Genomic DNA, 21,571 nt, shown 5'->3' with positions numbered 1-21,571 from the left:
CTATTCCTTCGTTTTCGCTTCCATCGCGTCGAGGGCGGCGGCAAGGCGCTTTTCCTCGTTGAAGTAGCGGGCGCGATCCCAGAAATGCGGCTTGCCGACGCCGGTCGATATGTGCCGGCCGATCAGGCGGCCGTTCGCGTCCTCACCTTCGATCTCGTAGCGCATCAGATCCTGGGTGATGATGACGTCACCTTCCATGCCGATCACCTCAGTGATCTGGGTGATGCGGCGCGAACCATCGCGAAGGCGCGCCGCCTGAATGACGACGTCAACCGAGCTGGAAATGATCTCGCGCACCGTCTTTGCCGGCAGGGTAAAGCCGCCCATGGCGATCATCGATTCGATACGGCTCAGGCATTCGCGCGGCGTATTGGCGTGGATCGTGCCCATCGAACCGTCGTGACCGGTGTTCATCGCCTGTAGCAGGTCAAAAACCTCCGGTCCGCGCACTTCGCCGACGATGATGCGCTCAGGACGCATGCGCAGGCAGTTCTTAACGAGATCGCGCATGGTGATTTCGCCCTCGCCTTCGATATTCGGCGGGCGCGTTTCGAGACGGACGACATGCGGCTGCTGCAGCTGCAGTTCGGCGGTATCCTCGCAGGTGATGACGCGCTCGTCCCTGTCGATATAGTTGGTGAGGCAGTTCAGAAGCGTCGTCTTGCCCGAGCCGGTGCCGCCTGAAATGACGACATTGCAGCGTACGCGCCCGATGATCTGCAGCACGGTTGCGCCTTCCGGCGTGATTGCACCGAAACGGACGAGCTGATCGAGCGTCAGCTTGTCCTTCTTGAACTTACGGATGGTAAGCGCCGGCCCGTCGATCGACAGCGGCGGCGCGATGACGTTGACGCGCGAACCGTCCGGCAGGCGGGCGTCGCAGATCGGGCTCGATTCGTCGACGCGGCGGCCGACCTGGCTGACGATGCGCTGGCAGATCGAGAGAAGCTGTGCATTGTCGCGGAAACGAATCTCGGATTCGATCGTCTTGCCGCCGACTTCGATGAAAGTCTGGCCAGCGCCGTTGACCATGATGTCGGCGATGTCGTCGCGCGCCAGCAACGGCTCCAGCGGACCGTAGCCGAGGACGTCGTTGCAGATATCCTCAAGCAGTTCTTCCTGCTCGGAGATCGACATCGCAAAGTTCTTGATGGTGATGATGTCGTTGACGATGTCGCGGATTTCCTCGCGGGCGCTTTCGCCGTCGAGCTTGGAGAGCTGCGAGAGATCGATCGTATCGATCAGCGCGGAAAAGACCTGCGCCTTGGTGTCGTAATATTCATCGGTGCGAGCCGGGCGCTTGCGCTGCGGCGTCTGCATCGGCGGTGACGTCACCTGCTGGCGTGCGGACTCGCGCGGGGGTTCGACCAGAATGGAGGGGGAAGAGGCCGCAGGGGCGGCGGCCGGAACCGGCAGCGGCGGAGCAATCGCCCCCCCGACCTTTCCGGAACCTTCGTTTCCGCGTTTTCCAAACATGCCACTCGATCCAATCTGCTCGTTCTAGAACATTTCCCGATCTCTCCGAGTCAAGGAAATGCACTATCTTTTTGTTTTCACGCAATTCCGGACGCAAAACCGCTGCACAGTTTTGCTGGAATTGCTCATCGTCTACTTGCGCTTCAGGAGGCCCAGCAGGCCGCCTTTCTTCGCCTTCTTGATCGCGACCCGGCCGGTGACGATGTGCGATATCTGCGAAAAGGTTTCCGCCGTCGGCGACTTCGGGTCGACTTCGGAAATCATCCGGCCGCTGTTGGCGGCGTTGCCGAAAAGATTGATGTCGAAGGGGATGATCGCGATCGGATCGATCTCCAGCGGCTCACAAAAATCCGACGGCGAAATCTCTGGCCGTTTCGGCATGCCGACTTGATTGAGGATGAGATGCGGCGGCCGGTCGTTCGGTCGCATCTTGCGCAGCGCGTCCAGCATGTTCTTGGCGTTGCGCAGGTTGGCGAGATCGGGAACCGCTGCGATGACCACCTCGTCGACGCTCGACAGCACCGAGCGTGTCCATTCCGACCATGCATGCGGAACATCTAGCACGGTGACGGGCGCGCTGCGCTGCAGGACGTCGAGCACCGGCTGGAAGGCCTGGCCGTCGAAATCATAGGCACGGTCGAGCAGCGAGGGTGCCGCAAGCAGCGACAGATGCTCGGAGCATTTCGTCAGCAGGCGGTCGAGGAAGACCTCGTCGAGACGATCGGGTGCGAAGACCGCTTCGGCGATGCCCTGGGCCGGATCCTGATCGAAGTCGATGTTCGCCGTGCCATAGGGCAGGTCGAGATCGGCGAGGATCGTCTCGGTGGAGAAGAGATTGGAAATGCCGAAGGCGCAATTATGCGCGATGGTCGAAGCGCCGGTGCCGCCCTTCGAGCCGATGAAGGCGATGCTGCGGCCGAGCGGCTCGGCGTCCGGATCGACAAAGATCGAGGCCATCGCCGTGAGGATATCGGGCATGGCGACGGGCTGAACCATATATTCGGAAATGCCGTTGCGGATGAGTTCGCGATAAAGCCCGATATCGTTGTAATAGCCGATAATGACGACCTTGGTCGTCGGATCGCAGACGGCGGCGAGCGGCGCAAGTTCGCCTAGCAGGTTCGCGGCATTCGCCTTGGTCTCAAGGATGATGAGGTTCGGCGTCGGGGCGCCGGAAAACATATTGGCGGCAGCGGCGATGCCGCCGCTGGTGATGCGCATGCTGACTTTCGCGACGCGCCGATCATTGGCGCAGCGTTCCATGACATGCTGCAGGGCCTCGCTCTCGCAGAAAGCATGGACGGAGATGCGCGGCAGCGGCCGCATGTTTTCCAGATCCGCCATGCGCACCGCCTCCTCGGCGTTGCGAAGCTCGCTGGGATTCCTGATTTCGTATTCGATCGCGCTCATCGTCCCGTTCCGCCTCAGAAGCTACTGTCGCTGCCGACATCTTCGATCGTCGTCGTTGTCGTCCGGTATTCCTGGATGGCATTGTTACGCCGCTGCGCGTCAATCGGGGTCATGCCGCGGGGCGCCACCAGATCCTCCGGATTGGCGATCTGGGCGGCGAGGTTGTTCTGCGAGGCGCAGCCGAAATTATAGTAGTTCTGATTGGTCAAATCGTTCGAGATGTCCTTCGGCCACTGACCGCATTGCGTGGTGACCGCGGTGGTGCCGGTAAAGCTCAGCCGGATCGGCGCCGCATCGCCGGGACCGATCGCGGCATAGGAGGTGTTGACGATTTTCGAGCTTGCAATCCCTCTCGATGTCAGCTCGGCACGAACCTGATTGCGCAACTGATAGGCTGCGGCCGAATTGGGTGAGCCTTGCGGCGACAGCACGTAAACCGGGCCTGAAGCGCGCGAGATGTAGTTTGCGGCAAAGCCGCGGATGAGGTCGCGCTGGGCGATGGTCAGGCGGCGATCGGTGGAGGCGACGGGTATATCCACCGTCTGCTCCGCCTCTGTGACGATGATCGGGTGGCGGGCGCGGTAATCGTCCGGAATGCCGCCGGTCGTCAGTTGGTCATGCGGGCCGGCGCATCCAGAAAGTATCGCCGCCGACATGGCAACCGTGGCAAAAAGCGCCTTCGAGATTCCGAGGCGAGGTGTCGTCGCATTCATATGGGCCATCGCCTGATCTCTGTTTTCTGCCATCGCTGCCGCTCGCGCCCCGCTCATTTGTAGATGAACCCGATCGAGCCGTGGAACTGCGCATCGGCGACGGGCGCCTCGCGGCGGCCATAGACCTTGTTGACACGGTTGAGGAAGAAGGTCGCACCGTCATTCTCAGGGCTGAAATTGTCGTCCGGCCGGTTGAGCTGATTGCGCGCCACCGGGCGCACCAGATAGGGCGTTGCGATGATGACGAGTTCGGTTTCCTGACGCTCGAACCCCTTCTGGCGGAAGAGCGTACCGAGCAGCGGGATCTTCGAAACGCCGGGTGTGCCGCCCATCGTCTGGGAAACATTGTCGCGGATCAGGCCGGCGAGCGCGATCGAGCCGCCCGAGGGCAGTTCCACCGAGGTTTCCGCCGAACGGCGCTGATAGGTGGCATTGCCGCTGCCGGCTACCGGTTCGGAGACATTGGTCTTGATCTGCAGGCTGATGCGGCCCGACGACAGTACGACCGGTTTGAAGGCAAGGTTGATACCGTAGTTGAACGGGACGACAGTGACGTTGCCGTCGTTGTCGGTCGTCGAATAGAGCTGCTGGCCACCGGAATTGAAGGTCGCGGCCTGACCCGATATCGCCGTCAGCGTCGGTTCGGCGAGTGTCTTGACGACCTTGGCCTGCTCCAGCGCGTTGAGGTAGGTCGAGATGTCGTATTTGCCGATCGAGCTCTTGAAGAGCGCCGCCAGACCGCCGCCGACCGTCGCCGTCGCGCTGTCGGCGCTTGGGCTGCCGAGCTGGGCGACCGTCATGCCGGAGGAGCTGGAAACCAGATTGTCGAAGCCGAGTTGCTTCAGCACCTCGCGGCGGACCTCGGCGATCGTCACCTTGAGGGTGACCTGGTCCTCGCCCTCGATCTGCAGGAGGTTGACGACCTGCGAGCTCTGGCGACCTTCGGCAAAGAGCGCCACCGAGCTGTCGCCGCCGGTGCCGGATGCCGTTTCGGTTCTGGTCGTCGCCTCGCCGCCCTTCAGGAAAACCTGCGCCAGATCGGCCGCCTGCGTGGCATCCTGTGGCGTGCGCACCGTGCCGGTCAGCACGATGTTGTCGGAGACGATTTCGACGTTGATGTTGGAGTCGGGAATGAAGCGGCGGAGATTGACTTCGAGGCCGGAGACGTCGCGCTCGATCTCGATGTCGAGATTGACGATCTCCTGTCCACCGGCGCCGAAGACGAAGATATTCGTCTGGCCGACCTTCTTGCCGAACAGGTAGATGCGCCGCGAGGTGCGGGTCACGGCATCGGCCATGGTCGGATCGGAGACGAGGATATCATGCGCATCGTCCGGCAGATCGACGACGACGGCCTTGTTGAGACCGATCTTCAGCCGGCGATGGGCATTGGAGCCGGTCTGCGAGATCCGGACCAAGCTATCGGAATCGGCGCGCGCCTCGCCTGCGCCGAGAAGCGGGGCGAAAGAGGCCGGCACTATACCGGAGACGCCGACCGCCAGCGAAAGGCAGCCTGTCAGGAGAGGTCCGGCGCGCCGCGTTGAATTGCCCATTTGCACGTCCTTTACTCCGCCTTCGGCGCGGCGCCGGCGTCCGTGACGATGGCGCCCGATTTGATGACCTGGATGATCGCACTGCCGTTGTCGCCGCTCAGCAGATAGTCGGCGGCACTGGTATCCTGCTCCTGCGCATCGGCGACCGAGCGCAGCGCGAGCGACAGCCGGTCTGCCATTTGCTGGGCGACGGCAAGAACCTTCGTTTGATCGGGCGTGAGCTCGAGCGTCGCGGTCGTGCCGACCACCGATTTCGAGCCGTCGTCCTTTTCCTGGATCTGCTGGTCGATGGCGAGGACGCGGACATTGCTCAGCACGGTTTCGGTGATGAGCTTGTCGGACTCAGTGCCCTTGCGGACCATGATGACGTCGACGCGATCATTCGGCAGGATGAAACCGCCGGCACCGGTTGCCACCGATATCTCGGTCGCGACGGCGCGCTTGCCGGCCGGCAATAGCGAGGAGAGGATGCGGCTGCTGGAATCGGCGATCTTTTCCGGCCGGATCGGTTCACCTTCGAAGATCGGCAGACGCACGACGGCGCCCTGCAGATCCTTGATCGCATCCGGCTTGTCGGCTTCGGTGATGAGGCCGGGAACGACGCCGCCCTGCGGCCAGGCCATCCAGTGCACCGACTTGTCGTCCAGTCTTGCGCCGACCGACAGATTGGCGCTCGAGACGAGGATGTTGACGGTCGGTTCCTTCTCGATGACCGAGCGGACCTGGGTAACGACACCGCCACTGCCCGCCATTTGCATTGCCAGGAGACCGGCAAGGCCGGCTGCCACCACGGCGACAGCTAGAATTATAAGGCGGGCCGGTTTCATCGATCATTCCTCAGGGCACGATATGTTCGCCCTGTAGAATGCTCAGCAATTGGTATAATTATGGTTAATGGAATGCTTACATTTTAAGTTAACGGGCATTTAAAATGCCGTTATTTCAGGCTTTCCAGCGCGGCGATGAAGAGCGGCGAGGAGGGAAAGGCCATGAAGCCGCCGATCGCGATCGCGATGCCGTAAGGAACCTTCTTGGCAAGCAGCAGCGAATTGGGGATGGGAAGGCCGATGGCCAATATCGTATTTGACTGTGACCGGATCAACAGGATCGCCAACGTGACCAAGCCGCCGATGGCACTGATATAGGCCAGAAAAGTCAGCAGAGCAGGCTCGCAACCGAACCAGAGCGCGGCCGCGCTCAAAAGTTTCGCATCTCCACCGCCCATCACATTGAGCGCAAACAGGGCAAAGCAAATGCCGAACACGATGGCGGCGCCCAGCGCATGCATTCCGATTGCCGGAAGAGCCACTCCACTCAATGGCGCCAACACGGCGAATGAAATCACCATGATCAACGATACCCTGTTCGGGATCGTCATCGTCAACAGATCGGATATGGCCGCAAAAGCAAGGCAGAGCGGAAAAATCAGAAGGATTGCGGCTACGATCATCTTCTCACCTGCCCAAATTCAAGACAAATAGGCTCACGGCGGTTCGCTCGTGAGCCTGATCGTTCTAAACCAGAGCTACGCTCCAGTTATTAAGGAGTGGTCTTCGTCGTAGCGTTGGTCAGCTTCGTACCGAGTCCAACGAACGTGTCGTTGAGCTTAGTGCCGAGCGTGGTGGCACCAGCCACGAGGGCTACGGAAATGAGGGCGGCGATCAGGCCGTATTCGATTGCGGTCGCGCCGGATTCATCCTTCAGAAAACGGCTAAAAAGCTTGGTCATGGTTACTCCTAACTCCAGTTGATGTTCAGCACGTCCGCCAACTGTTTGCCGTTGATCGGATGACTGCAACCTAGCGAATGGCCGTTTCCATCGGCTTAAGGAAAAGAGTTAACGACATGTGAACGAGACAACATGCCCCTGTAGAGTCAGTATTTTCTTACGCACTTCGCTCAATATTTAACGATATTCCTGGAATAACCGCTGTATTCATCCGGAAATAGCACATATTCTGCTTCCAACCGGGGCGTGCGCCGTCTTAAAGCCGTACCAAATCGGATCATTACGCTTCATCCCGGAACAGAGTGGTAGGCTTAAGGCTTCGTTCACCAATTTTTTCCATTCTATGCAGATATTGCGCTGTGATCGTGAAAGAGGACCCAATGTCATCGAGCGGCAAAACCATTTTCTTTGCCGGCATGATCGCCGTTTTCGGTATTTCGGGAGTATCCGCGGCCGCAGACGATGACATGCTGCGCGTCTACATGGATCACGCGCGCGTGCTGAAGCTCGATCGTCCTGTCAGCAAGGTGATTGTCGGCAATGCCGCAGTTGCCGATGCGACCGTGGCCGACGCCAAGACCATCGTGCTCACGGGACGCAGCTTCGGCACCACCAATCTGGTCCTCCTCGATGCCGACGGCAACGCGATCCTCGACGAACGCATCCTGGTGTCGATCGACGAGGGCAATACGGTGCGCGTCTACCGGCAGACCCAGCGCTCCGTGCTATCCTGCACGCCGAACTGCGAGCAGCATGCGCAGCAGGCGGCCACCGGGGCAACCTCGCCCTAAGTGGCTTTACCTTCAGCTTTCTCGACCATTCGTTAAAATCGTCGTGTCAGGTTGAAACGGAAAATCAACGAACGGACCTTAGGCTGGCGACTGGAAAATATCGCTCGGGTCCAGGCTAATGACGGTAATTGATCAGAAGACGGATAAGGGGCGCGCTTTTGCGCCGTTCCGTTTCTTACGGTTTCGCGCTCTCGCCCGCTCACGCGAGGGTGCTGCGGCGATCGAATTCGCCCTGCTCGCCATTCCCTATTTCCTGGTGATTTTCGCAATCCTCGAAACTTTCGTCGCCTTCGCCGCAGAGGAACTCGTCTCCAACGGCGTTGATACGATGAGCCGCCGGATGCGAACCGGGCAGATCACCTATAATCTCGGCCGTACGACCGATATGAACCAGGCGCAATTCCGCCAGGCTTTCTGCGATGAGATCTCGATCCTGATCCGCTGCTCGGCGACCGAAGTCGCCACACCGAGCAAGCTCTACCTGGATGTGCAGACGTTCAGCACCTTCTCGGCCATTCCGACGACGATCCCCAAGGTTTCCACCGACAAATATGCCGACATCAACACGGCTGCCTTCAAATATGCGCCGGGCGGCGCCGGCACGATCAACATGCTGCGCGCTTATTATCGCTGGGAAATCACCGCGGACCTGGTCCGGCCTTACATCACCACCATACGTCCCACCGACGCCTCGATGCCGAGGCAATATCTGATCGTCGGGACCGCGGCTTTCCAGAACGAGCAGTATCCATAATGGCGTTGCGCAACCCGTTCACCAGATTGGTCCTGACGGTGCGGCGGCTGGCCCGCGACCGCAAGGGCGCCGGAGCGATCGAATTCGCGATCCTCTTTCCCGTGCTCGTCATGCTCTATATCGGCGCTTTCGAGATTACGGTCGGCCTCAGCGTCAGCAAGCGGGTGACACGCGCCGCAGGAACGGTGGCGGACCTCATCACCCAGCAGCAATCCGTCACCAAGAGTGCGCTTGCGCAAATGCCATCGGTCGCAAACGCAATCTTCCTGCCCTACAACACGACGTCGCTGACGATGAAGATCACCGGGATTAGCATCGACGCCGGCGCCAATGCGAAAGTGCTCTGGTCCTGGGCGCAAGACGGGACGGTGCCCTATGCCAAGAACACCGCGGTGAGCGACGTGCCGACCGACATGAAGACGGCGAACAGCTTCCTTGTTCGTACCGAGGTCAGCATCCCCTATACGATGTTCCTGTTCGCGCCGAACTTCATGCCGGACGGCATGCGCACGATCACCATCAGCCGCAATTATTTCTACCGCCAGCGGCAAGGCGACTCGATCCCCTGCGGCGACTGCTGACGGCCCTTCCTGCTCTTCTCTGCTGCATAACTCGCAAATCGAAATCGATTTAGGAGTCGTGCAGCAATTCAAAGTGTTACAGCGTCCTTTGCGCGTCTGAAAGACGCGCGGCGCTGTAATTTGCCAAGCCGGCCACAGCATTATATGGCTGGGCCCGAGCCATCTCCGAGATCCGGAGGTCGGCGATCGGTTCTTTCAGGTGTAAAATGGCGCGTGCCTTTCTTTTCGTTCTGGATTCCTTGGGCGTCGGCGGAGCGCCGGATGCGGCGGCTTATGGTGACGAGGGCGCCGATACGCTTGGCCATATCGCCGAGTTCTGCGCAGCCGGAGCCGCAGACCGCGCCGGATTGCGCCAAGGGCCGCTTTCCCTGCCCAACATGTCGGAACTCGGGCTGATGCATATCGCGCGATCCGCCTCCGGCAGGTTTCCGGCCGGCATGCCTCTCCCGGAGAAGGTCTACGGCATTTATGGCGCCGCCACCGAAGTTTCCCGCGGCAAGGATACGCCGTCGGGCCATTGGGAGATCGCGGGAACACCTGTCAGTTTCGATTGGGGTTACTTCCCAACGGAGGGAGACGCCTTTCCTCAGGAATTCATCGAGGCGCTGTGCAGGGAGGCTGACGTGCCCGGCATCCTCGGCAACTGCCATGCCTCGGGAACGGAGATCATCGCCCGGCTCGGCGAGGAACATATCCGCACCGGCAAGCCGATCTGCTATACCTCCTCGGATTCGGTCTTCCAGGTCGCGGCGCACGAGGTGCATTTCGGCCTCGATCGTCTGCTCGCCTTCTGCCGTCTAGCCCGGGGGCTGCTCGATCCCTACAATATCGGCCGCGTCATCGCCCGGCCTTTCATCGGCCAGTCGGCCTCTACTTTCCAGCGCACCGGAAACCGGCGCGACTTCTCCGTCCTGCCGCCGGAGCCGACGCTGCTCGATCGGCTGATCGAGCATGGCCGGCATGTGCATGCTGTGGGAAAGATCGGCGACATCTTCGCACATCAGGGCATTTCCAGGGTCATCAAGGCGAATGGCAACGAGGCGCTGATGGATGCGTCGCTCTCGGCGATCGACGCGGCTGAGGACGGCGATCTCGTTTTCACCAATTTCGTCGATTTCGACATGATCTACGGTCATCGCCGCGACGTGCCGGGTTATGCCGCGGCACTCGAAGCCTTCGATGCGCGCTTGCCCGAAGTCCACAAGAAACTGAAGCCCGGCGATCTCGTCGTGCTCACCGCCGATCATGGCTGCGATCCGACCTGGCGCGGCACGGACCATACGCGCGAACGCGTGCCTGTCATCGCTTATGGCCCCGGCATCCGGTCGCGTTCGATCGGCGTGCGACGCAGCTATGCCGATATCGGCGAGAGCATCGCACGGCATCTCGGCATCCCGGCCGGACCGCACGGAAGGAGTTTTCTGTGACATCGCATTTGAAGAAGGTCGAACTGCACTGCCATCTGGAGGGTGCGGCACCGCCAGCTCTGACCGCGGCGCAGGCACGGAAATATGGCGTCGACATCAGCGCTGAGCTTCGCGACGGCGCCTATGTCTGGCATGATTTCGCAAGCTTCCTCGAATGTTACGACAAGGTTTCCGAGGTCTACAGAACCGAGGAGGATTATGCGCTTCTGACCGAAACCTATCTCGACGAACTCGCCGGCATCGATACGATCTACAGCGAGCTCATCGTTTCGCCCGACCACGGCAAGCGCATCGGGCTGGGCGCCGATGCTTATATATCCGGTATCTGCGAAGGCATCCGGCGGGCCAGGGAAAAGAGCGGCATCGAGGCCCGGCTGATCGTCACCGGCGAGCGGCATTTCGGTCCGGAAAGCGTAATCGGTGCTGCCGAATATGCAGCAAAGGCGGACAATCCTTTGATTACCGGCTTCAACCTTGCCGGCGAAGAGCGCATGGGCCGTGTGGCCGACTATGCCCGCGCCTTCGATATCGCCCGCGATGCCGGCCTCGGGCTCACCATCCATGCCGGCGAGGTCTGCGGCGCCTTCAGTGTCGCCGACGCGCTCGATGCGGTGCGCCCCTCGCGCATCGGCCACGGCGTGCGCGCCATCGAGGATCTCGACCTAGTGAAGCGGCTTGCCGACCTCGGCACCGTGCTCGAGATCTGCCCGGGCTCCAATATCGCGCTCGGGGTGTTTCCCGATTTCGCGTCCCATCCGCTGCGGCGACTGAAGGAAGCGGGCGTGCGGGTGACGATCAGCTCGGACGATCCGCCATTCTTCTATACTTCACTGAAGCGGGAATATGAACTTGCCGCCGGAGCTTTCGGCTTCAGCGACGCCGAGATCGATGCGATGACGCGCACGGCGATCGAAGCGGCCTTCGTCGACGAGCAGACGCGCAAGGACTTGCTCGCCCGGCTTTAAAGACCCCAGAGACTGGGGAAGATCGACGCAAATTGGCCGCCACTCTTGCGGTCGGGCCAATTTCCGTGAAAGAAACATTCGATAGAAAGAATGAAAGGCTTCCCCATGGACGGCGTCACGGTCATCGATCATCCGCTTGTGCAGCACAAGCTCACCATCATGCGGCGCAAGGAGACATCGACGGGAAGTTTCCGGCGTTTGCTGCGCGAAATCTCGACGCTGCTCTGCTACGAAGTGACCCGCGATCTCGAACTGACGATGGAAACGATCGAGACGCCGCTGCAAACGATGGAATCGCCGATCCTCGAGGGCAAGAAGCTGGTCTTCGCCTCGATCCTGCGCGCCGGCAACGGGCTGCTCGAAGGCATGCTCGATCTCGTGCCGTCCGCCCGCGTCTCGCATATCGGCGTCTACCGCGACCACGAGACGCTGCAGCCGGTCGAATATTACTTCAAGGCGCCGGAGGACGTAGCCGAGCGGCTGATCATCGTCGTCGACCCGATGCTTGCGACCGGCAATTCCTCGATCGCGGCGATCGACAAGCTCAAGGAGCGCGGCGCCCACAATATCCGCTTCCTCTGCCTGCTTGCCGCGCCGGAAGGCATCCGCAACTTCCGCGCCGCGCATCCCGATGTTCCCGTCTTCACCGCATCGATCGACAGTCATCTCAACGAGAAGGGCTACATCATGCCCGGCCTCGGCGATGCCGGCGACCGTATGTACGGCACCAAGTAATTTCAGCATTCCTTTACCAAATCGAAGGACTTTACGGCCCGGGGGTTCATTCCCGGCCTTTTGGCGTCGATCTTAGCAACTTATCAGCACTTGAGGTTTAACAAGCTTGGAGCATGAGGCCCTGCATGAAGCCGGGTTTATACAGGAAGGATTTCTGTTTCATGCTCGTGCGTACCGTCCTATTCGCCAGCATCGCCGCAGTGCTCGCCACACAGGTGCCTTCCTTCTTCGGAAGCACCAGCCAGCAGCCCGCTGACGCTCTCTCCGCCAATTACGTATCGACCGAAACCGAGCAGCCGGTCGCACCGGAGCCCGTCTACGGCAGCAATGCGATCCGCCTTCAGGCCGATGCGCAGGGCCATTATACCGGCAGCTTCAAGATCAACGGCAAGCCGGTGCAGGGCCTGATCGATACCGGCGCCACCTATGTGGCGCTCAACGAGACGCTCGCCCGCCGGCTGGGCTTCACCGCCAACCAGCTCGATTTCCGCTATGGGGTGAACACCGCGAACGGCCGGACGAAGGCCGCGCATGTGACGCTCGACCGGGTCGAGATCGGCGGTATTCGCGTGCGTGAGGTCGAAGCCTTCGTCCTGAAGGACGATGCGCTGACGACGACGCTGGTCGGCATGAGCTTTTTGCAGAAGCTCGCCTCCTATTCCGTCGCCGACGGTTCGCTCAGCCTCAAGCAGTAAACCGCGTCAGATCAGGCCGGCAATCACCGGTGTCAGCTCCGGCTTGTCCTCGGTGATGCGATAGTGCGCGGCAAGTGCCGCAGCTGCCCTTTCCGCCGCGGCTTCGTCGGCGGCATGAACCAGCGCGATCGGTTCGCCGGCATTGACGCGGGTGCCGAGCGGCAGGAGTTCGGAGAACCCGACGCGATGATCGATCCGGTCCGCGGGGTGGCGTCTTCCGCCGCCAAGATCGATGACACTGACGCCGATACCGCGCGCATTGCAGGCGGCTAGCCAGCCGGATCGGGCGGCCCGAACAGGCTTTGCGACCGGCGCCCTGGCCAGGTGTCGGTCGGGGTTTTCGATGAGATCGGCCGGGCCGCCGAGCATGGACACCATGCGCGCGAAGACCTCGGCCGCCTTTCCCGATGACAGGGCTTGCCGCGCCATCCTCTCGGCTTCATCAGACGAGGCGGCGATACCGGATTTCACCAGCATCTCGGCGGCGAAAGCAAGAACGACGGTCTCAAGCCGCGTGTCGGCCTTTCTGCCTGCCAGGAAATCCAGGCAGTTGCGCATTTCGACGGCATTGCCGGCACTATCGGCGAGCGGCTGGTTCATGTCGGTGATCAGGGCCGAGGTCTTCACGCCTGCGCCATTGGCCACCTCGACCAGTGACTGCGCCAGGATCTCCGCCTGGCCGCGATCGGCCATGAAGGCGCCGTTGCCGACCTTGACGTCGAGCACCAGCGTCTCGAGCCCCGCCGCAAGTTTCTTCGAGAGGATAGAGGCAGTGATGAGGGGAATGGAATCGACGGTGGCGGTCACGTCGCGCACGGCATAGAGCCTGCCATCGGCAGGCGCCAAAGTCCCGGTCTGGCCGATGATGGCGCATCCCGCCTCCTTCACGACCTTGTGGAACAGGTCCGCGTCCGGGGTGATCATATAGCCGGGAATGGATTCGAGCTTATCCAGCGTGCCGCCGGTATGGCCGAGGCCGCGCCCGGAGATCATCGGAACGGCGAGGCCGCAGGCGGCGGCGATCGGCGCCAGCATCAGAGATACATTGTCGCCGACGCCGCCGGTCGAATGCTTGTCGGCGATCGGGCGGTCGATATCGTCCCATTGCAGCCTGTCGCCGGAGTCGGCCATCGCCAGCGTCAGGGCCACGATTTCGGTTCGCGACATGCCCTTGAACCAGACGGCCATGGCGAATGCGCCGATCTGACCTTCCGACAACTGACCGGCGGCGAGTGCCGCGACGAAGGAGCTGATTTCGGCGGCGTCGAGCTCGTCACCATCGCGCTTACGCCGGATGATCTCCTGCGGAATCATTTCAGTAGCCCGACGCCGTAGCCGGTGCCGACTGTGTTCCGCTCAGAACCGCCAGGATATCGTCGAGCAGGTCGGAAGCGCCGAAGCGGAACGTCGACGGCATCGCCCAGTCCGGTGTCATGATGGTTTCGGCAAGGCTCAGATAGAGCGCGGCATCGGCCACCGAGCCGATGCCGCCTAATGGCTTGAAGCCGACCTTGCGTCCACTTTCACGAATGGCGCGGATCATGATGTCGGCGGCTTCGAGCGTCGCATTGACGGCGACCTTGCCGGTGGAGGTCTTGATGAAATCGGCGCCGGCTTCGATGGCGAGTTCGGAGGCACGGCGGATCAGTGCGGCATCCTTCAGTTCGCCAGTCTCGATAATGACCTTCAACAGGACGGGGCCGGCGCATTCGACGCGCACGGCCTTGACCATGTCGGTCACCGCCTTCTCGTTGCCGGCGAGCAGCTTGCGGTAGGGGATGACCAGATCGATCTCATCGGCGCCATCGGCAATCGCCTCGCGTGCTTCAGCGGCGACATCGGCTACTTCCATATCGCCGGAGGGGAGGTTGACGACGGTCGCGATCCGCACGGCGTGCCCGGTGCCGAGGATATTGCGGGCCTGAGCGACGAACCGCGGCCAGATGCAGATCGCAGCGCTGGTGCCGTAGGGCGTCTGCGCCCGGGCGCAGAGCGCGTCGATCTGCGCCTCGGTGCAATCATCCTTCAAATTCGTGAGATCGAGAAGAGAAAGGGCGACAGCCGCCGTCTCCCGGTTGGAATGGCTATTCATCTTCGCATCCTCTAGAGCATGAAGCCGCAAAGTGCGCGCGGTTTCGGCACCATGTTCTAATTATCTATTTAGAACAGGATTCAGATTTTAGGCCGACCCGGCCTAAAATCATCCTGATCCAGCCGCAATCATGTCTTTCAAAATGGCGGCGAGACGGGCGCCGCCAATGGGCGCCATGTCCTTGGTTTCTTCATGGCTGAGCTCATTGCCGGTCATGCCTGCCCCATAGTTGGTGATAACGGAGGCGGCTGCAACCCTCAGGCCCAGCATTCTTGCGATGATGACCTCGGGCACCGTCGACATGCCGACGGCATCGGCGCCCAGGATGCGCGCCATGCGGATTTCGGCCGGCGTTTCGAAGCTCGGGCCGGAGAACCACATATAGACACCTTGCGCCAGCTCGATTTTAAGCTTTGCCGCTGCCCGCTGCATCGCCGCGGCAAGGCCCGCGTCATAGGCATTGGTCATGCCGACGAAACGGTGATCGCTTTCCTCGCCGATCAGCGGGTTCATGCCGGAATAGTTGATGTGATCGGTGATCTGCATCACCGAACCGGGCGGCATGTCGTCACGCAACGATCCGGCCGAATTGGTCAGGATCAGCGCTTCGACGCCGAGCGCCTTCAGCACCTCGATCGGCAGGCGCATGGCGTTGGCATCGCCCCTCTCGTAATAATGCACGCGGCCGGAGAGCATGACGACAGGCACGCCGCCGAGACGGCCGGCGACGACTTCGCCTGCATGGCCGGAGACGGCACTGACGGGAAAGCCCGGCAGGTCGCGATAGGGAACACGCACGGCGCCGTCCAGCGCACCGACGAGAGAGCCGAGACCGGAGCCGAGCACGATACCGTGGCGCGGCTTGATGCCGCCGAGCAACGCGGCAAGCAGGTTGACGGTCGCCTTCATCCGAGTTCGGTCTCGAAACTGAAGGGAAGAAGCTCTTCCATCGTCATGGTCTTCTTCACGCCCGCCTCATCGCAGAGGTAGATCTTCGTCTCCTTGGAGGCAAATTCGGAGATCTTCTGCCGGCAGCCGCCGCAGGGCGGGCAGAGCGGCAGTTTTTCGGCAATGACCGCCATTTCGACGATCTTCTTGGCGCCGCCCATGATCATGGCGCCGATCGCCGTCGGCTCGGCGCACCAGCCTTGCGGAAAGGAGAGGTTTTCGATGTTGGCGCCGGTATAGACCTTGCCGTCCTCGGCGCGGATCGCCGCGCCAACCGGGAATTTCGAATAGGGCGCATGGGCAAAGGCCATAGCGCCACGGGCGGCTTCGAACAGATCGTGAGACATATCAACGCTCCTTCGTATAGGGCACACCGCCGGCTTTCGGCGGGGTCGCGACGCCGATGAAGCCGGCAAGCAGGACGCAGGTGAGGACATAGGGCAGCGCCTGGAAGACCTGAACCGGCACTTCGCCGATCAGCGGCACCTGCTTTCCCTGCATGAAATTTGCCAGCGCATCGAGAAAGCCGAAGAGCAGGCAGGCAAACATGACTGGCACCGGCTTCCACTTGGCAAAGACGAGAGCGGCGAGCGCGATGTAGCCCTTGCCGGCCGACATGTCCTTGATGAAGGCGGCGGACTGGGCGATGGCGAGATAAGTGCCGGCAAAGCCGCAGAGAATGCCGGCACACATGACGGCGCGGTAGCGCAGCCAGGCAACGGAAATACCGGCCGTATCGACCGCGCCCGGATTTTCGCCGACGGCGCGCAGCCGCAGGCCGAAACGTGTGCGGTAAAGCACCCACCAGGAAAACGGCACGGCGAGGAAGGCGAGGTAGGTGAGGATATTATTGCCGGATATGACATTGGCATAAAGCGGGCCGACGATCGGAATGTCGCGGGCGGCATCGGCGCCCGGCAGGATGATCGGCGCAAAGCGCGAATCCGGCACCAGTTGCGGCGTGCGCCCGCCCTGGCCGAACCAGGCCTGACCGAGCACGATGGTGATGCCTGCAATGAAGAAGTTGATCGCCACGCCTGACACAATCTGGTTGCCTCGGTTGGTGATCGAGGCAAAGCCGTGCACCAGGCTCAGCGCCACCGAGCAGAGGATGCCGGCACCGAGCCCGAGCCAGGCCGAATCGGTGAGATAGGCAACGCAGGCGGCGGCAAAGGCCGAGCCCAGCATCTTACCCTCGAGGCCGATATCGAAGATGCCGGCGCGTTCCGAAAACAGACCGGCGAGGGCGGTGAAGATCAGTGGGATCGACAGGCGGATGGTCGAGCTCAGAACGCTGATGAAGATGTCATAATAATCCATCGCCCGCTCCTTAACCGCGCTTGAACTGCTGATAGAGGCGCACCATCGCCGGCCGGAACATATATTCCAGCGCGCCGGCAAAGAGGATCACCAGACCCTGGATGACGAGGATCATCTCGCGGGTGATATTCGGCATTTCGAAGGAGACCCAGTCGCCTCCCTGATAGAGGATACCGAAGAGGATCGCGGCCACGATGATGCCGAGCGGATGGTTGCGGCCCATCAGCGAGACGGCGATGCCGACGAAGCCGGCACCACCGACGAATTCCACCTGCAGACGGGCCGACGAGCCCATGACGGGGTTCAGCGCCATCATGCCGGCAAGCGCGCCGGAGAGCAGCATGGCGATGATCACGGTGCGGGCATAGGGGATGCCGGCATAGGCGGCCGCCGTCGGGCTGACGCCCAGCGTGCGCATCTCGAAACCGAGCTTGGTGCGCCAGACGAGCAACCAAACGAGGTAGCTGACGACGAGCGCAATGATGAAGGAGACGTTGAACGGGGCAGCCCCCAGCTTGGCGCCGAACAGCTGCATAACCCAACCGAGCTTTGGCAATTGGCCGCCTTCGAGGAAGGTGCGAGTCTCTGGAGCCATCTTGCCCGGTACGATCAGCACATGCACCAGGAGATACACCATCAGTGCTGCGCCGATATAGTTGAACATGATCGTCGTGATGACGATGTGGCTGCCGCGCTTTGCCTGCAGGAAGGCCGGAATGAGGGCCCAGGCCGCACCGAACAGGCCAGCGCCGACGACCGCGATCGGCATCGTCACATACCATGGCACGTAACGATCGAGCGCCAGCGCCACCAGTGCGCAGCCGAGGCCGCCGAGATAGGCCTGGCCTTCGGAACCGATGTTGAAAAGTCCGGCATGGATCGCCACCGCGACGGAAAGGCCGGTGAAGATGAAGCTCGTCGCGTAATAGAGCGTGAAGCCGATGCCTTCGCCATTGCCGAGCGCGCCTTGGATCAGCAGCGACAGCGCATCGAGCGGGCTCTCGCCGATCAGCCAGACGACGAAGCCGGAGATCAGGAAGGCGACGGTGAGGTTCAAAAGCGGGATGAGGCCGTAGTTGATCCAGTTTGGTAACGGAACGGAAGCAGTGCTCATAAAGGCCTCATGCGGCAATGCCGGCCATCATCAGGCCGAGGGTCTGTTCACCGGCATCAGGCGTCTTCTCGCCAACGACGTGGCCGGCAAACATGACAAGGATACGGTCTGAAAGGGAGCGGATCTCATCGAGTTCGACGGAGACGAGCAGGATCGCCTTGCCCGCGTCGCGCATCTCGATAATCCGGCGGTGGATGAATTCGATGGCGCCGATATCGACGCCGCGTGTCGGCTGGCCGATGATCAGCATCTTCGGATCGCGTTCGATCTCGCGTGCGACGACGATCTTCTGCTGGTTGCCGCCGGAGAAATTCGCCGTCTTCAACCGCGGGTTCGGCGGGCGGATATCGTATTTCTCGATCTTCTCCATCGCATCCTTGCGGATCGCTTCGAGATCGAGCAGCGGGCCTTTGCTGTAGGCCGGACGTCGATGGTAACCGAGCACGGAATTTTCATATTCCTCGAATTTCAGCACCAGGCCCATATGGTGGCGGTCCTCGGGAATATGAGCGAGGCCGAGATCACGCAGGCGGGCCGGATCGGCCTTGTCGATCGTCTGGCCGTCGAGAAGGATTTCACCGGAGGTCGGCTTGCGGATGCCGGCAATCGCCTCCAGCAATTCGGACTGGCCATTGCCGGCGACGCCGGCGATACCGACGATCTCGCCGGCGCGCACGTCGAAGGAGACGTTGTCGACCATGGTGACGCCGCGATTGTCCTTGACCGTGAGGTTGCGGACGGACAGCACGGCGGCTTGCGGGTTCGCCTCGCCCTTCTGCACGCGCAGCAGCACGCGGCGGCCAACCATCAGCTCGGCGAGTTCCTCCACCGTCGTTTCTGACGTCTTGCGGGTCGCGACCATCTCGCCGCGGCGCATGACCGAAACCGTATCGGTGATCGCCATGATCTCGCGCAGCTTGTGGGTGATGAGGATGATCGTCTTGCCCTGGTCGCGCAGCACCTTGAGGATACGAAAGAGATGATCGGCCTCTGCCGGCGTCAATACGCCGGTGGGCTCGTCGAGAATCAGGATCTCGGCGCCGCGATACATGGCTTTCAGGATCTCGACACGCTGCTGCAGGCCGACCGGGAGCTCTTCGATCAGCGCGTCCGGATCGACCTCCAGACCATATTCCGTTTCCAGCCGCTTGAGCTCGGCGCGGGCCGATGCGACGCCCCTGGCCAGCAGCATACCGCCTTCGGCGCCAAGCATGATGTTTTCGAGAACCGTGAAATTATCGACCAGCATGAAATGCTGGTGCACCATGCCGATGCCGGTGGCGATCGCCGCCTGGCTGTCGCGGATGGTGACTGGATTGCCGTTAACCCGGATCTCGCCGCTGTCGGCATGGTAGAAACCATAGATGATCGACATTAAAGTCGATTTGCCGGCGCCGTTTTCGCCGATGATGCCATGGATCGTCCCCTTGGCAACGATGAGGTTGATGTCCTTGTTGGCATGAACGGCGCCGAATTTCTTGTCGATGCCGACAAGCTCGATAGCAGGCTTATCTGTCACTGCAGGCTCCAAATAAGAAAAGGGCGTATGGCGAAAATCCCCTCCGCCATACGCCCGATCTCAATCATCACTTTCGGGCGCGGATCACTTCGGGCAAGCGTTGTCCGAGGTATAATCGTGAACCTTGATGGTACCCGCGATGATGTCAGCCTTGGCCTTGTCGACGGCAGCCTGCATTTCCGGCGTGATCAGCGACTTGTTGTTGTCGTCGATCGCGGCGCCAACACCGTCTTCCTTGACGCCGAGCGCCTGGACGCCGCCGGTGAACTTGTCGTTCTTGGTGTCGTTGTAGGCATTGTAGACGGCGAGATCGACGCGCTTGACCATCGAAGTCAGGACCGAGCCCGGATGCAGATGGTTCTGGTTGGAGTCGACGCCGATCGACAGCTTCTTGTTGTCGGCCGCCGTCTGCAGAACGCCGAGACCGGTGGCGCCGGCTGCCGCATAAACGACGTCCGCGCCCTGGTCGATCTGGTTCTTGGCCAGCTCACCGCCGCGAACCGGGTCGTTCCAGGCGGCGCCCGTGGTGCCGGTCATGTTCTGGAACACTTCGATATCGGCCTTGACGGAGCGGGCGCCCTGCTCGTAGCCGCATTCGAACTTGCGGATCAGCGGGATGTCCATGCCGCCGACGAAGCCGACCTTGCCGGTCTTGGAGGCCATGCCGGCGAGAACGCCGACGAGGTAGGAGCCTTCTTCTTCCTTGTAGACAACCGAGCGGACGTTCGGCTTGTCGACGACGGAGTCAACGATGATGAATTTGGTATCCGGGAATTCGGCTGCAACCTTCTCGATGGCCGAGGTCCAGGCGAAGGAAACGGCAACCACCGGATTGAACCCGCGGCTCGCGAAGTTACGGATGGCCTGTTCGCCCTGGGTATCGCCCGTCGGCTCGAAGTCGCGATAGGCAATGCCGGTCTCGGCCTTGAACTTCTCGGCACCGTTATAGGCCGCCTCGTTGAAGGACTTATCGAACTTCCCGCCGGTGCCGTAAACCAGCGCCGGCTTGACATCGGCGGCAAGCGCCGTCGTCGACATGGCAGCCACGGCAAAGAGAGTGAGAAGGGATTTTTTCATTGTGCAGCCCTGTTGTTGCTATTCGTTAGGGGTCCTCCCGCAAGCCCTTTTCGGGCATGTCTGCGGAACCACCGACCTCCCCCCGGAGGCCTGGCTGCGCGCATCCTTGCATGGCTCAAGGAAAAATTCACCAGAAATTTTTCAGCTGGTAAAGATTTGCAGCGATTGCCGAAAATCAGCTCTTCGGGGCTGATTTTTGGACGTTCCTTGCATCGGAATGCGGATTTTCTAGCCAATCAGGCGCAAATACAAAGGTAGAAGAGCGGGCGGATGCCCACCCGGATCTCTCGCCCGATCGTGCCGGCAAACCAGCTTTGTTATGCGGTGAAGCGACCGGCCACCTGCGGCTTCTTGTAGCCGATCATCCACAGAAGTAGCGCGATCACCAGGAAAACGGCAAAAGCCGGCTGGAGCATCAGCCATTGGAAGATGAGGGCGTAGAAACGCGGGTGGATATAATAGGAAAGGGAGGATTGCAGCGACGTCAGCGTTGTCGGGCTGACATCCTGCCAGGCATCGGAGATCGGCGTCATCACCACGGAGGACGCCGCAACCGATTGGATCGAATCAATGGTCCCGGCAATAACGGCCGCCGCAAGCGCGACAAGACTCGCCAGACGCAACAGGAAACGCATCAATTCCTCCGACGCTCGATATGCCGGACAATTCCGGC

Annotated in this window: 23 protein-coding genes; 7 read left to right on the top strand and 16 right to left on the bottom strand. The window is 61.2% G+C overall.

Annotated elements, in window-relative coordinates:
- The 7 genes from GFM02_RS26040 to GFM02_RS26010 form a co-directional block, all read right to left on the bottom strand.
- A complete protein-coding gene (locus tag GFM02_RS26040) occupies positions 1–1,476 on the bottom strand; it encodes a CpaF family protein (protein ID WP_168323212.1) in 1,476 nt (491 codons plus the stop codon).
- Positions 1,477–1,608: 132 nt separating this feature from the next.
- A complete protein-coding gene (locus GFM02_RS26035; protein WP_077977208.1) occupies positions 1,609–2,886 on the bottom strand; it encodes an AAA family ATPase in 1,278 nt (425 codons plus the stop codon).
- Positions 2,887–2,900: 14 nt separating this feature from the next.
- Positions 2,901–3,656 carry a CpaD family pilus assembly protein gene (locus GFM02_RS26030; RefSeq protein WP_168323211.1) on the bottom strand — a complete coding sequence of 252 codons (756 nt, stop codon included), beginning with the start codon at positions 3,654–3,656 and terminating at the stop codon, positions 2,901–2,903.
- Complete coding sequence (locus tag GFM02_RS26025; RefSeq protein ID WP_168323210.1) at positions 3,653–5,152, bottom strand: type II and III secretion system protein family protein; 1,500 nt, start codon at positions 5,150–5,152, stop codon at positions 3,653–3,655. The genes GFM02_RS26030 and GFM02_RS26025 overlap by 4 nt, the downstream gene beginning before the upstream one ends.
- 11 nt (positions 5,153–5,163) lie before the next feature.
- Entirely contained in the window at positions 5,164–5,979 is an 816-nt protein-coding gene (cpaB, locus tag GFM02_RS26020) for a Flp pilus assembly protein CpaB (protein ID WP_168323209.1), read from the bottom strand.
- A gap of 110 nt (positions 5,980–6,089) precedes the next feature.
- Positions 6,090–6,602, bottom strand: a complete 513-nt coding sequence (locus GFM02_RS26015) for an A24 family peptidase (RefSeq protein WP_168323208.1) — start codon at positions 6,600–6,602, stop codon at positions 6,090–6,092.
- Positions 6,603–6,691: 89 nt separating this feature from the next.
- Positions 6,692–6,880 carry a Flp family type IVb pilin gene (locus GFM02_RS26010; RefSeq protein WP_077977203.1) on the bottom strand — a complete coding sequence of 63 codons (189 nt, stop codon included), beginning with the start codon at positions 6,878–6,880 and terminating at the stop codon, positions 6,692–6,694.
- Between the two features lie 380 nt (positions 6,881–7,260).
- On the opposite strand from GFM02_RS26010, the gene GFM02_RS26005 reads away from it, so the two are divergent.
- The 7 genes from GFM02_RS26005 to GFM02_RS25975 all read left to right on the top strand — a co-directional run bounded on the left by GFM02_RS26005 (position 7,261) and on the right by GFM02_RS25975 (position 12,828).
- Positions 7,261–7,671 carry a pilus assembly protein N-terminal domain-containing protein gene (locus GFM02_RS26005; RefSeq protein WP_020052411.1) on the top strand — a complete coding sequence of 137 codons (411 nt, stop codon included), beginning with the start codon at positions 7,261–7,263 and terminating at the stop codon, positions 7,669–7,671.
- A gap of 118 nt (positions 7,672–7,789) precedes the next feature.
- The gene (locus GFM02_RS26000; RefSeq protein WP_168323207.1) at positions 7,790–8,425 is read left to right on the top strand and encodes a TadE/TadG family type IV pilus assembly protein; all 636 of its coding nucleotides are present in this window, start codon (positions 7,790–7,792) and stop codon (positions 8,423–8,425) included.
- Positions 8,425–9,006, top strand: coding sequence for a TadE/TadG family type IV pilus assembly protein (locus GFM02_RS25995; RefSeq protein ID WP_168323206.1), 582 nt, complete (start codon positions 8,425–8,427; stop codon positions 9,004–9,006). The genes GFM02_RS26000 and GFM02_RS25995 overlap by 1 nt, the downstream gene beginning before the upstream one ends.
- 206 nt (positions 9,007–9,212) lie before the next feature.
- The gene (locus GFM02_RS25990) at positions 9,213–10,433 is read left to right on the top strand and encodes a phosphopentomutase (protein ID WP_168323205.1); all 1,221 of its coding nucleotides are present in this window, start codon (positions 9,213–9,215) and stop codon (positions 10,431–10,433) included.
- Positions 10,430–11,398 (top strand): adenosine deaminase, encoded by a 969-nt coding sequence (locus tag GFM02_RS25985; protein ID WP_168323204.1) that lies wholly within the window; start codon positions 10,430–10,432, stop codon positions 11,396–11,398. Before GFM02_RS25990 ends, GFM02_RS25985 begins: the two co-directional genes overlap by 4 nt.
- 105 nt (positions 11,399–11,503) lie before the next feature.
- The gene (upp, locus tag GFM02_RS25980; protein ID WP_003544477.1) at positions 11,504–12,133 is read left to right on the top strand and encodes a uracil phosphoribosyltransferase; all 630 of its coding nucleotides are present in this window, start codon (positions 11,504–11,506) and stop codon (positions 12,131–12,133) included.
- A 125-nt stretch (positions 12,134–12,258) separates the two neighbouring features.
- Positions 12,259–12,828 (top strand): TIGR02281 family clan AA aspartic protease, encoded by a 570-nt coding sequence (locus GFM02_RS25975; protein WP_168323203.1) that lies wholly within the window; start codon positions 12,259–12,261, stop codon positions 12,826–12,828.
- 6 nt (positions 12,829–12,834) lie between these two features.
- Here GFM02_RS25975 and deoA read toward each other — a convergent pair whose 3' ends face one another.
- The 9 genes from deoA to GFM02_RS25930 form a co-directional block, all read right to left on the bottom strand.
- Positions 12,835–14,142, bottom strand: a complete 1,308-nt coding sequence (deoA, locus tag GFM02_RS25970) for a thymidine phosphorylase (RefSeq protein WP_168323202.1) — start codon at positions 14,140–14,142, stop codon at positions 12,835–12,837.
- Position 14,143: 1 nt separating this feature from the next.
- Positions 14,144–14,920 carry a deoxyribose-phosphate aldolase gene (gene deoC / locus GFM02_RS25965; RefSeq protein WP_168323201.1) on the bottom strand — a complete coding sequence of 259 codons (777 nt, stop codon included), beginning with the start codon at positions 14,918–14,920 and terminating at the stop codon, positions 14,144–14,146.
- A gap of 108 nt (positions 14,921–15,028) precedes the next feature.
- Positions 15,029–15,829: a purine-nucleoside phosphorylase gene (locus GFM02_RS25960; protein WP_168323200.1), complete on the bottom strand. Its 801-nt coding sequence runs from the start codon at positions 15,827–15,829 to the stop codon at positions 15,029–15,031.
- The gene (locus tag GFM02_RS25955) at positions 15,826–16,215 is read right to left on the bottom strand and encodes a cytidine deaminase (RefSeq protein WP_003544464.1); all 390 of its coding nucleotides are present in this window, start codon (positions 16,213–16,215) and stop codon (positions 15,826–15,828) included. Before GFM02_RS25955 ends, GFM02_RS25960 begins: the two co-directional genes overlap by 4 nt.
- Position 16,216: 1 nt before the next feature.
- Entirely contained in the window at positions 16,217–17,188 is a 972-nt protein-coding gene (locus GFM02_RS25950; protein ID WP_020052401.1) for an ABC transporter permease, read from the bottom strand.
- A 10-nt stretch (positions 17,189–17,198) separates the two neighbouring features.
- On the bottom strand, positions 17,199–18,302 hold the full coding sequence (locus tag GFM02_RS25945) for an ABC transporter permease (protein WP_168323199.1): 1,104 nt from the start codon (positions 18,300–18,302) through the stop codon (positions 17,199–17,201).
- 7 nt (positions 18,303–18,309) lie between these two features.
- Entirely contained in the window at positions 18,310–19,821 is a 1,512-nt protein-coding gene (locus GFM02_RS25940; protein WP_168323198.1) for an ATP-binding cassette domain-containing protein, read from the bottom strand.
- A gap of 84 nt (positions 19,822–19,905) precedes the next feature.
- Positions 19,906–20,898 carry a BMP family lipoprotein gene (locus tag GFM02_RS25935; RefSeq protein ID WP_168268121.1) on the bottom strand — a complete coding sequence of 331 codons (993 nt, stop codon included), beginning with the start codon at positions 20,896–20,898 and terminating at the stop codon, positions 19,906–19,908.
- 317 nt (positions 20,899–21,215) lie between these two features.
- On the bottom strand, positions 21,216–21,533 hold the full coding sequence (locus GFM02_RS25930; protein WP_168304671.1) for a hypothetical protein: 318 nt from the start codon (positions 21,531–21,533) through the stop codon (positions 21,216–21,218).
- Positions 21,534–21,571: the final 38 nt, after the last annotated feature.

The organism is Rhizobium leguminosarum bv. viciae, from assembly GCF_012276115.1.
GTDB classification, from domain to species: Bacteria; Pseudomonadota; Alphaproteobacteria; order Rhizobiales; family Rhizobiaceae; genus Rhizobium; species Rhizobium leguminosarum_T.
This window is presented reverse-complemented; position numbering and strand designations above follow the sequence as displayed.

What these genes read in the sequence shown, in the direction of transcription:
- GFM02_RS26040 (WP_168323212.1), bottom strand. Translation starts at nt 1,476, where the DNA reads ATGTTTGGAAAACGCGGAAACGAAGGTTCCGGAAAGGTCGGGGGGGCG.
- GFM02_RS26035 (WP_077977208.1), bottom strand. Translation starts at nt 2,886, where the DNA reads ATGAGCGCGATCGAATACGAAATCAGGAATCCCAGCGAGCTTCGCAAC.
- GFM02_RS26030 (WP_168323211.1), bottom strand. Translation starts at nt 3,656, where the DNA reads ATGAGCGGGGCGCGAGCGGCAGCGATGGCAGAAAACAGAGATCAGGCG.
- GFM02_RS26025 (WP_168323210.1), bottom strand. Translation starts at nt 5,152, where the DNA reads ATGGGCAATTCAACGCGGCGCGCCGGACCTCTCCTGACAGGCTGCCTT.
- cpaB (WP_168323209.1), bottom strand. Translation starts at nt 5,979, where the DNA reads ATGAAACCGGCCCGCCTTATAATTCTAGCTGTCGCCGTGGTGGCAGCC.
- GFM02_RS26015 (WP_168323208.1), bottom strand. Translation starts at nt 6,602, where the DNA reads ATGATCGTAGCCGCAATCCTTCTGATTTTTCCGCTCTGCCTTGCTTTT.
- GFM02_RS26010 (WP_077977203.1), bottom strand. Translation starts at nt 6,880, where the DNA reads ATGACCAAGCTTTTTAGCCGTTTTCTGAAGGATGAATCCGGCGCGACC.
- GFM02_RS26005 (WP_020052411.1), top strand. Translation starts at nt 7,261, where the DNA reads ATGTCATCGAGCGGCAAAACCATTTTCTTTGCCGGCATGATCGCCGTT.
- GFM02_RS26000 (WP_168323207.1), top strand. Translation starts at nt 7,790, where the DNA reads ATGACGGTAATTGATCAGAAGACGGATAAGGGGCGCGCTTTTGCGCCG.
- GFM02_RS25995 (WP_168323206.1), top strand. Translation starts at nt 8,425, where the DNA reads ATGGCGTTGCGCAACCCGTTCACCAGATTGGTCCTGACGGTGCGGCGG.
- GFM02_RS25990 (WP_168323205.1), top strand. Translation starts at nt 9,213, where the DNA reads ATGGCGCGTGCCTTTCTTTTCGTTCTGGATTCCTTGGGCGTCGGCGGA.
- upp (WP_003544477.1), top strand. Translation starts at nt 11,504, where the DNA reads ATGGACGGCGTCACGGTCATCGATCATCCGCTTGTGCAGCACAAGCTC.
- GFM02_RS25975 (WP_168323203.1), top strand. Translation starts at nt 12,259, where the DNA reads ATGAAGCCGGGTTTATACAGGAAGGATTTCTGTTTCATGCTCGTGCGT.
- deoA (WP_168323202.1), bottom strand. Translation starts at nt 14,142, where the DNA reads ATGATTCCGCAGGAGATCATCCGGCGTAAGCGCGATGGTGACGAGCTC.
- deoC (WP_168323201.1), bottom strand. Translation starts at nt 14,920, where the DNA reads ATGAATAGCCATTCCAACCGGGAGACGGCGGCTGTCGCCCTTTCTCTT.
- GFM02_RS25960 (WP_168323200.1), bottom strand. Translation starts at nt 15,829, where the DNA reads ATGAAGGCGACCGTCAACCTGCTTGCCGCGTTGCTCGGCGGCATCAAG.
- GFM02_RS25955 (WP_003544464.1), bottom strand. Translation starts at nt 16,215, where the DNA reads ATGTCTCACGATCTGTTCGAAGCCGCCCGTGGCGCTATGGCCTTTGCC.
- GFM02_RS25950 (WP_020052401.1), bottom strand. Translation starts at nt 17,188, where the DNA reads ATGGATTATTATGACATCTTCATCAGCGTTCTGAGCTCGACCATCCGC.
- GFM02_RS25945 (WP_168323199.1), bottom strand. Translation starts at nt 18,302, where the DNA reads ATGAGCACTGCTTCCGTTCCGTTACCAAACTGGATCAACTACGGCCTC.
- GFM02_RS25935 (WP_168268121.1), bottom strand. Translation starts at nt 20,898, where the DNA reads ATGAAAAAATCCCTTCTCACTCTCTTTGCCGTGGCTGCCATGTCGACG.
- GFM02_RS25930 (WP_168304671.1), bottom strand. Translation starts at nt 21,533, where the DNA reads ATGCGTTTCCTGTTGCGTCTGGCGAGTCTTGTCGCGCTTGCGGCGGCC.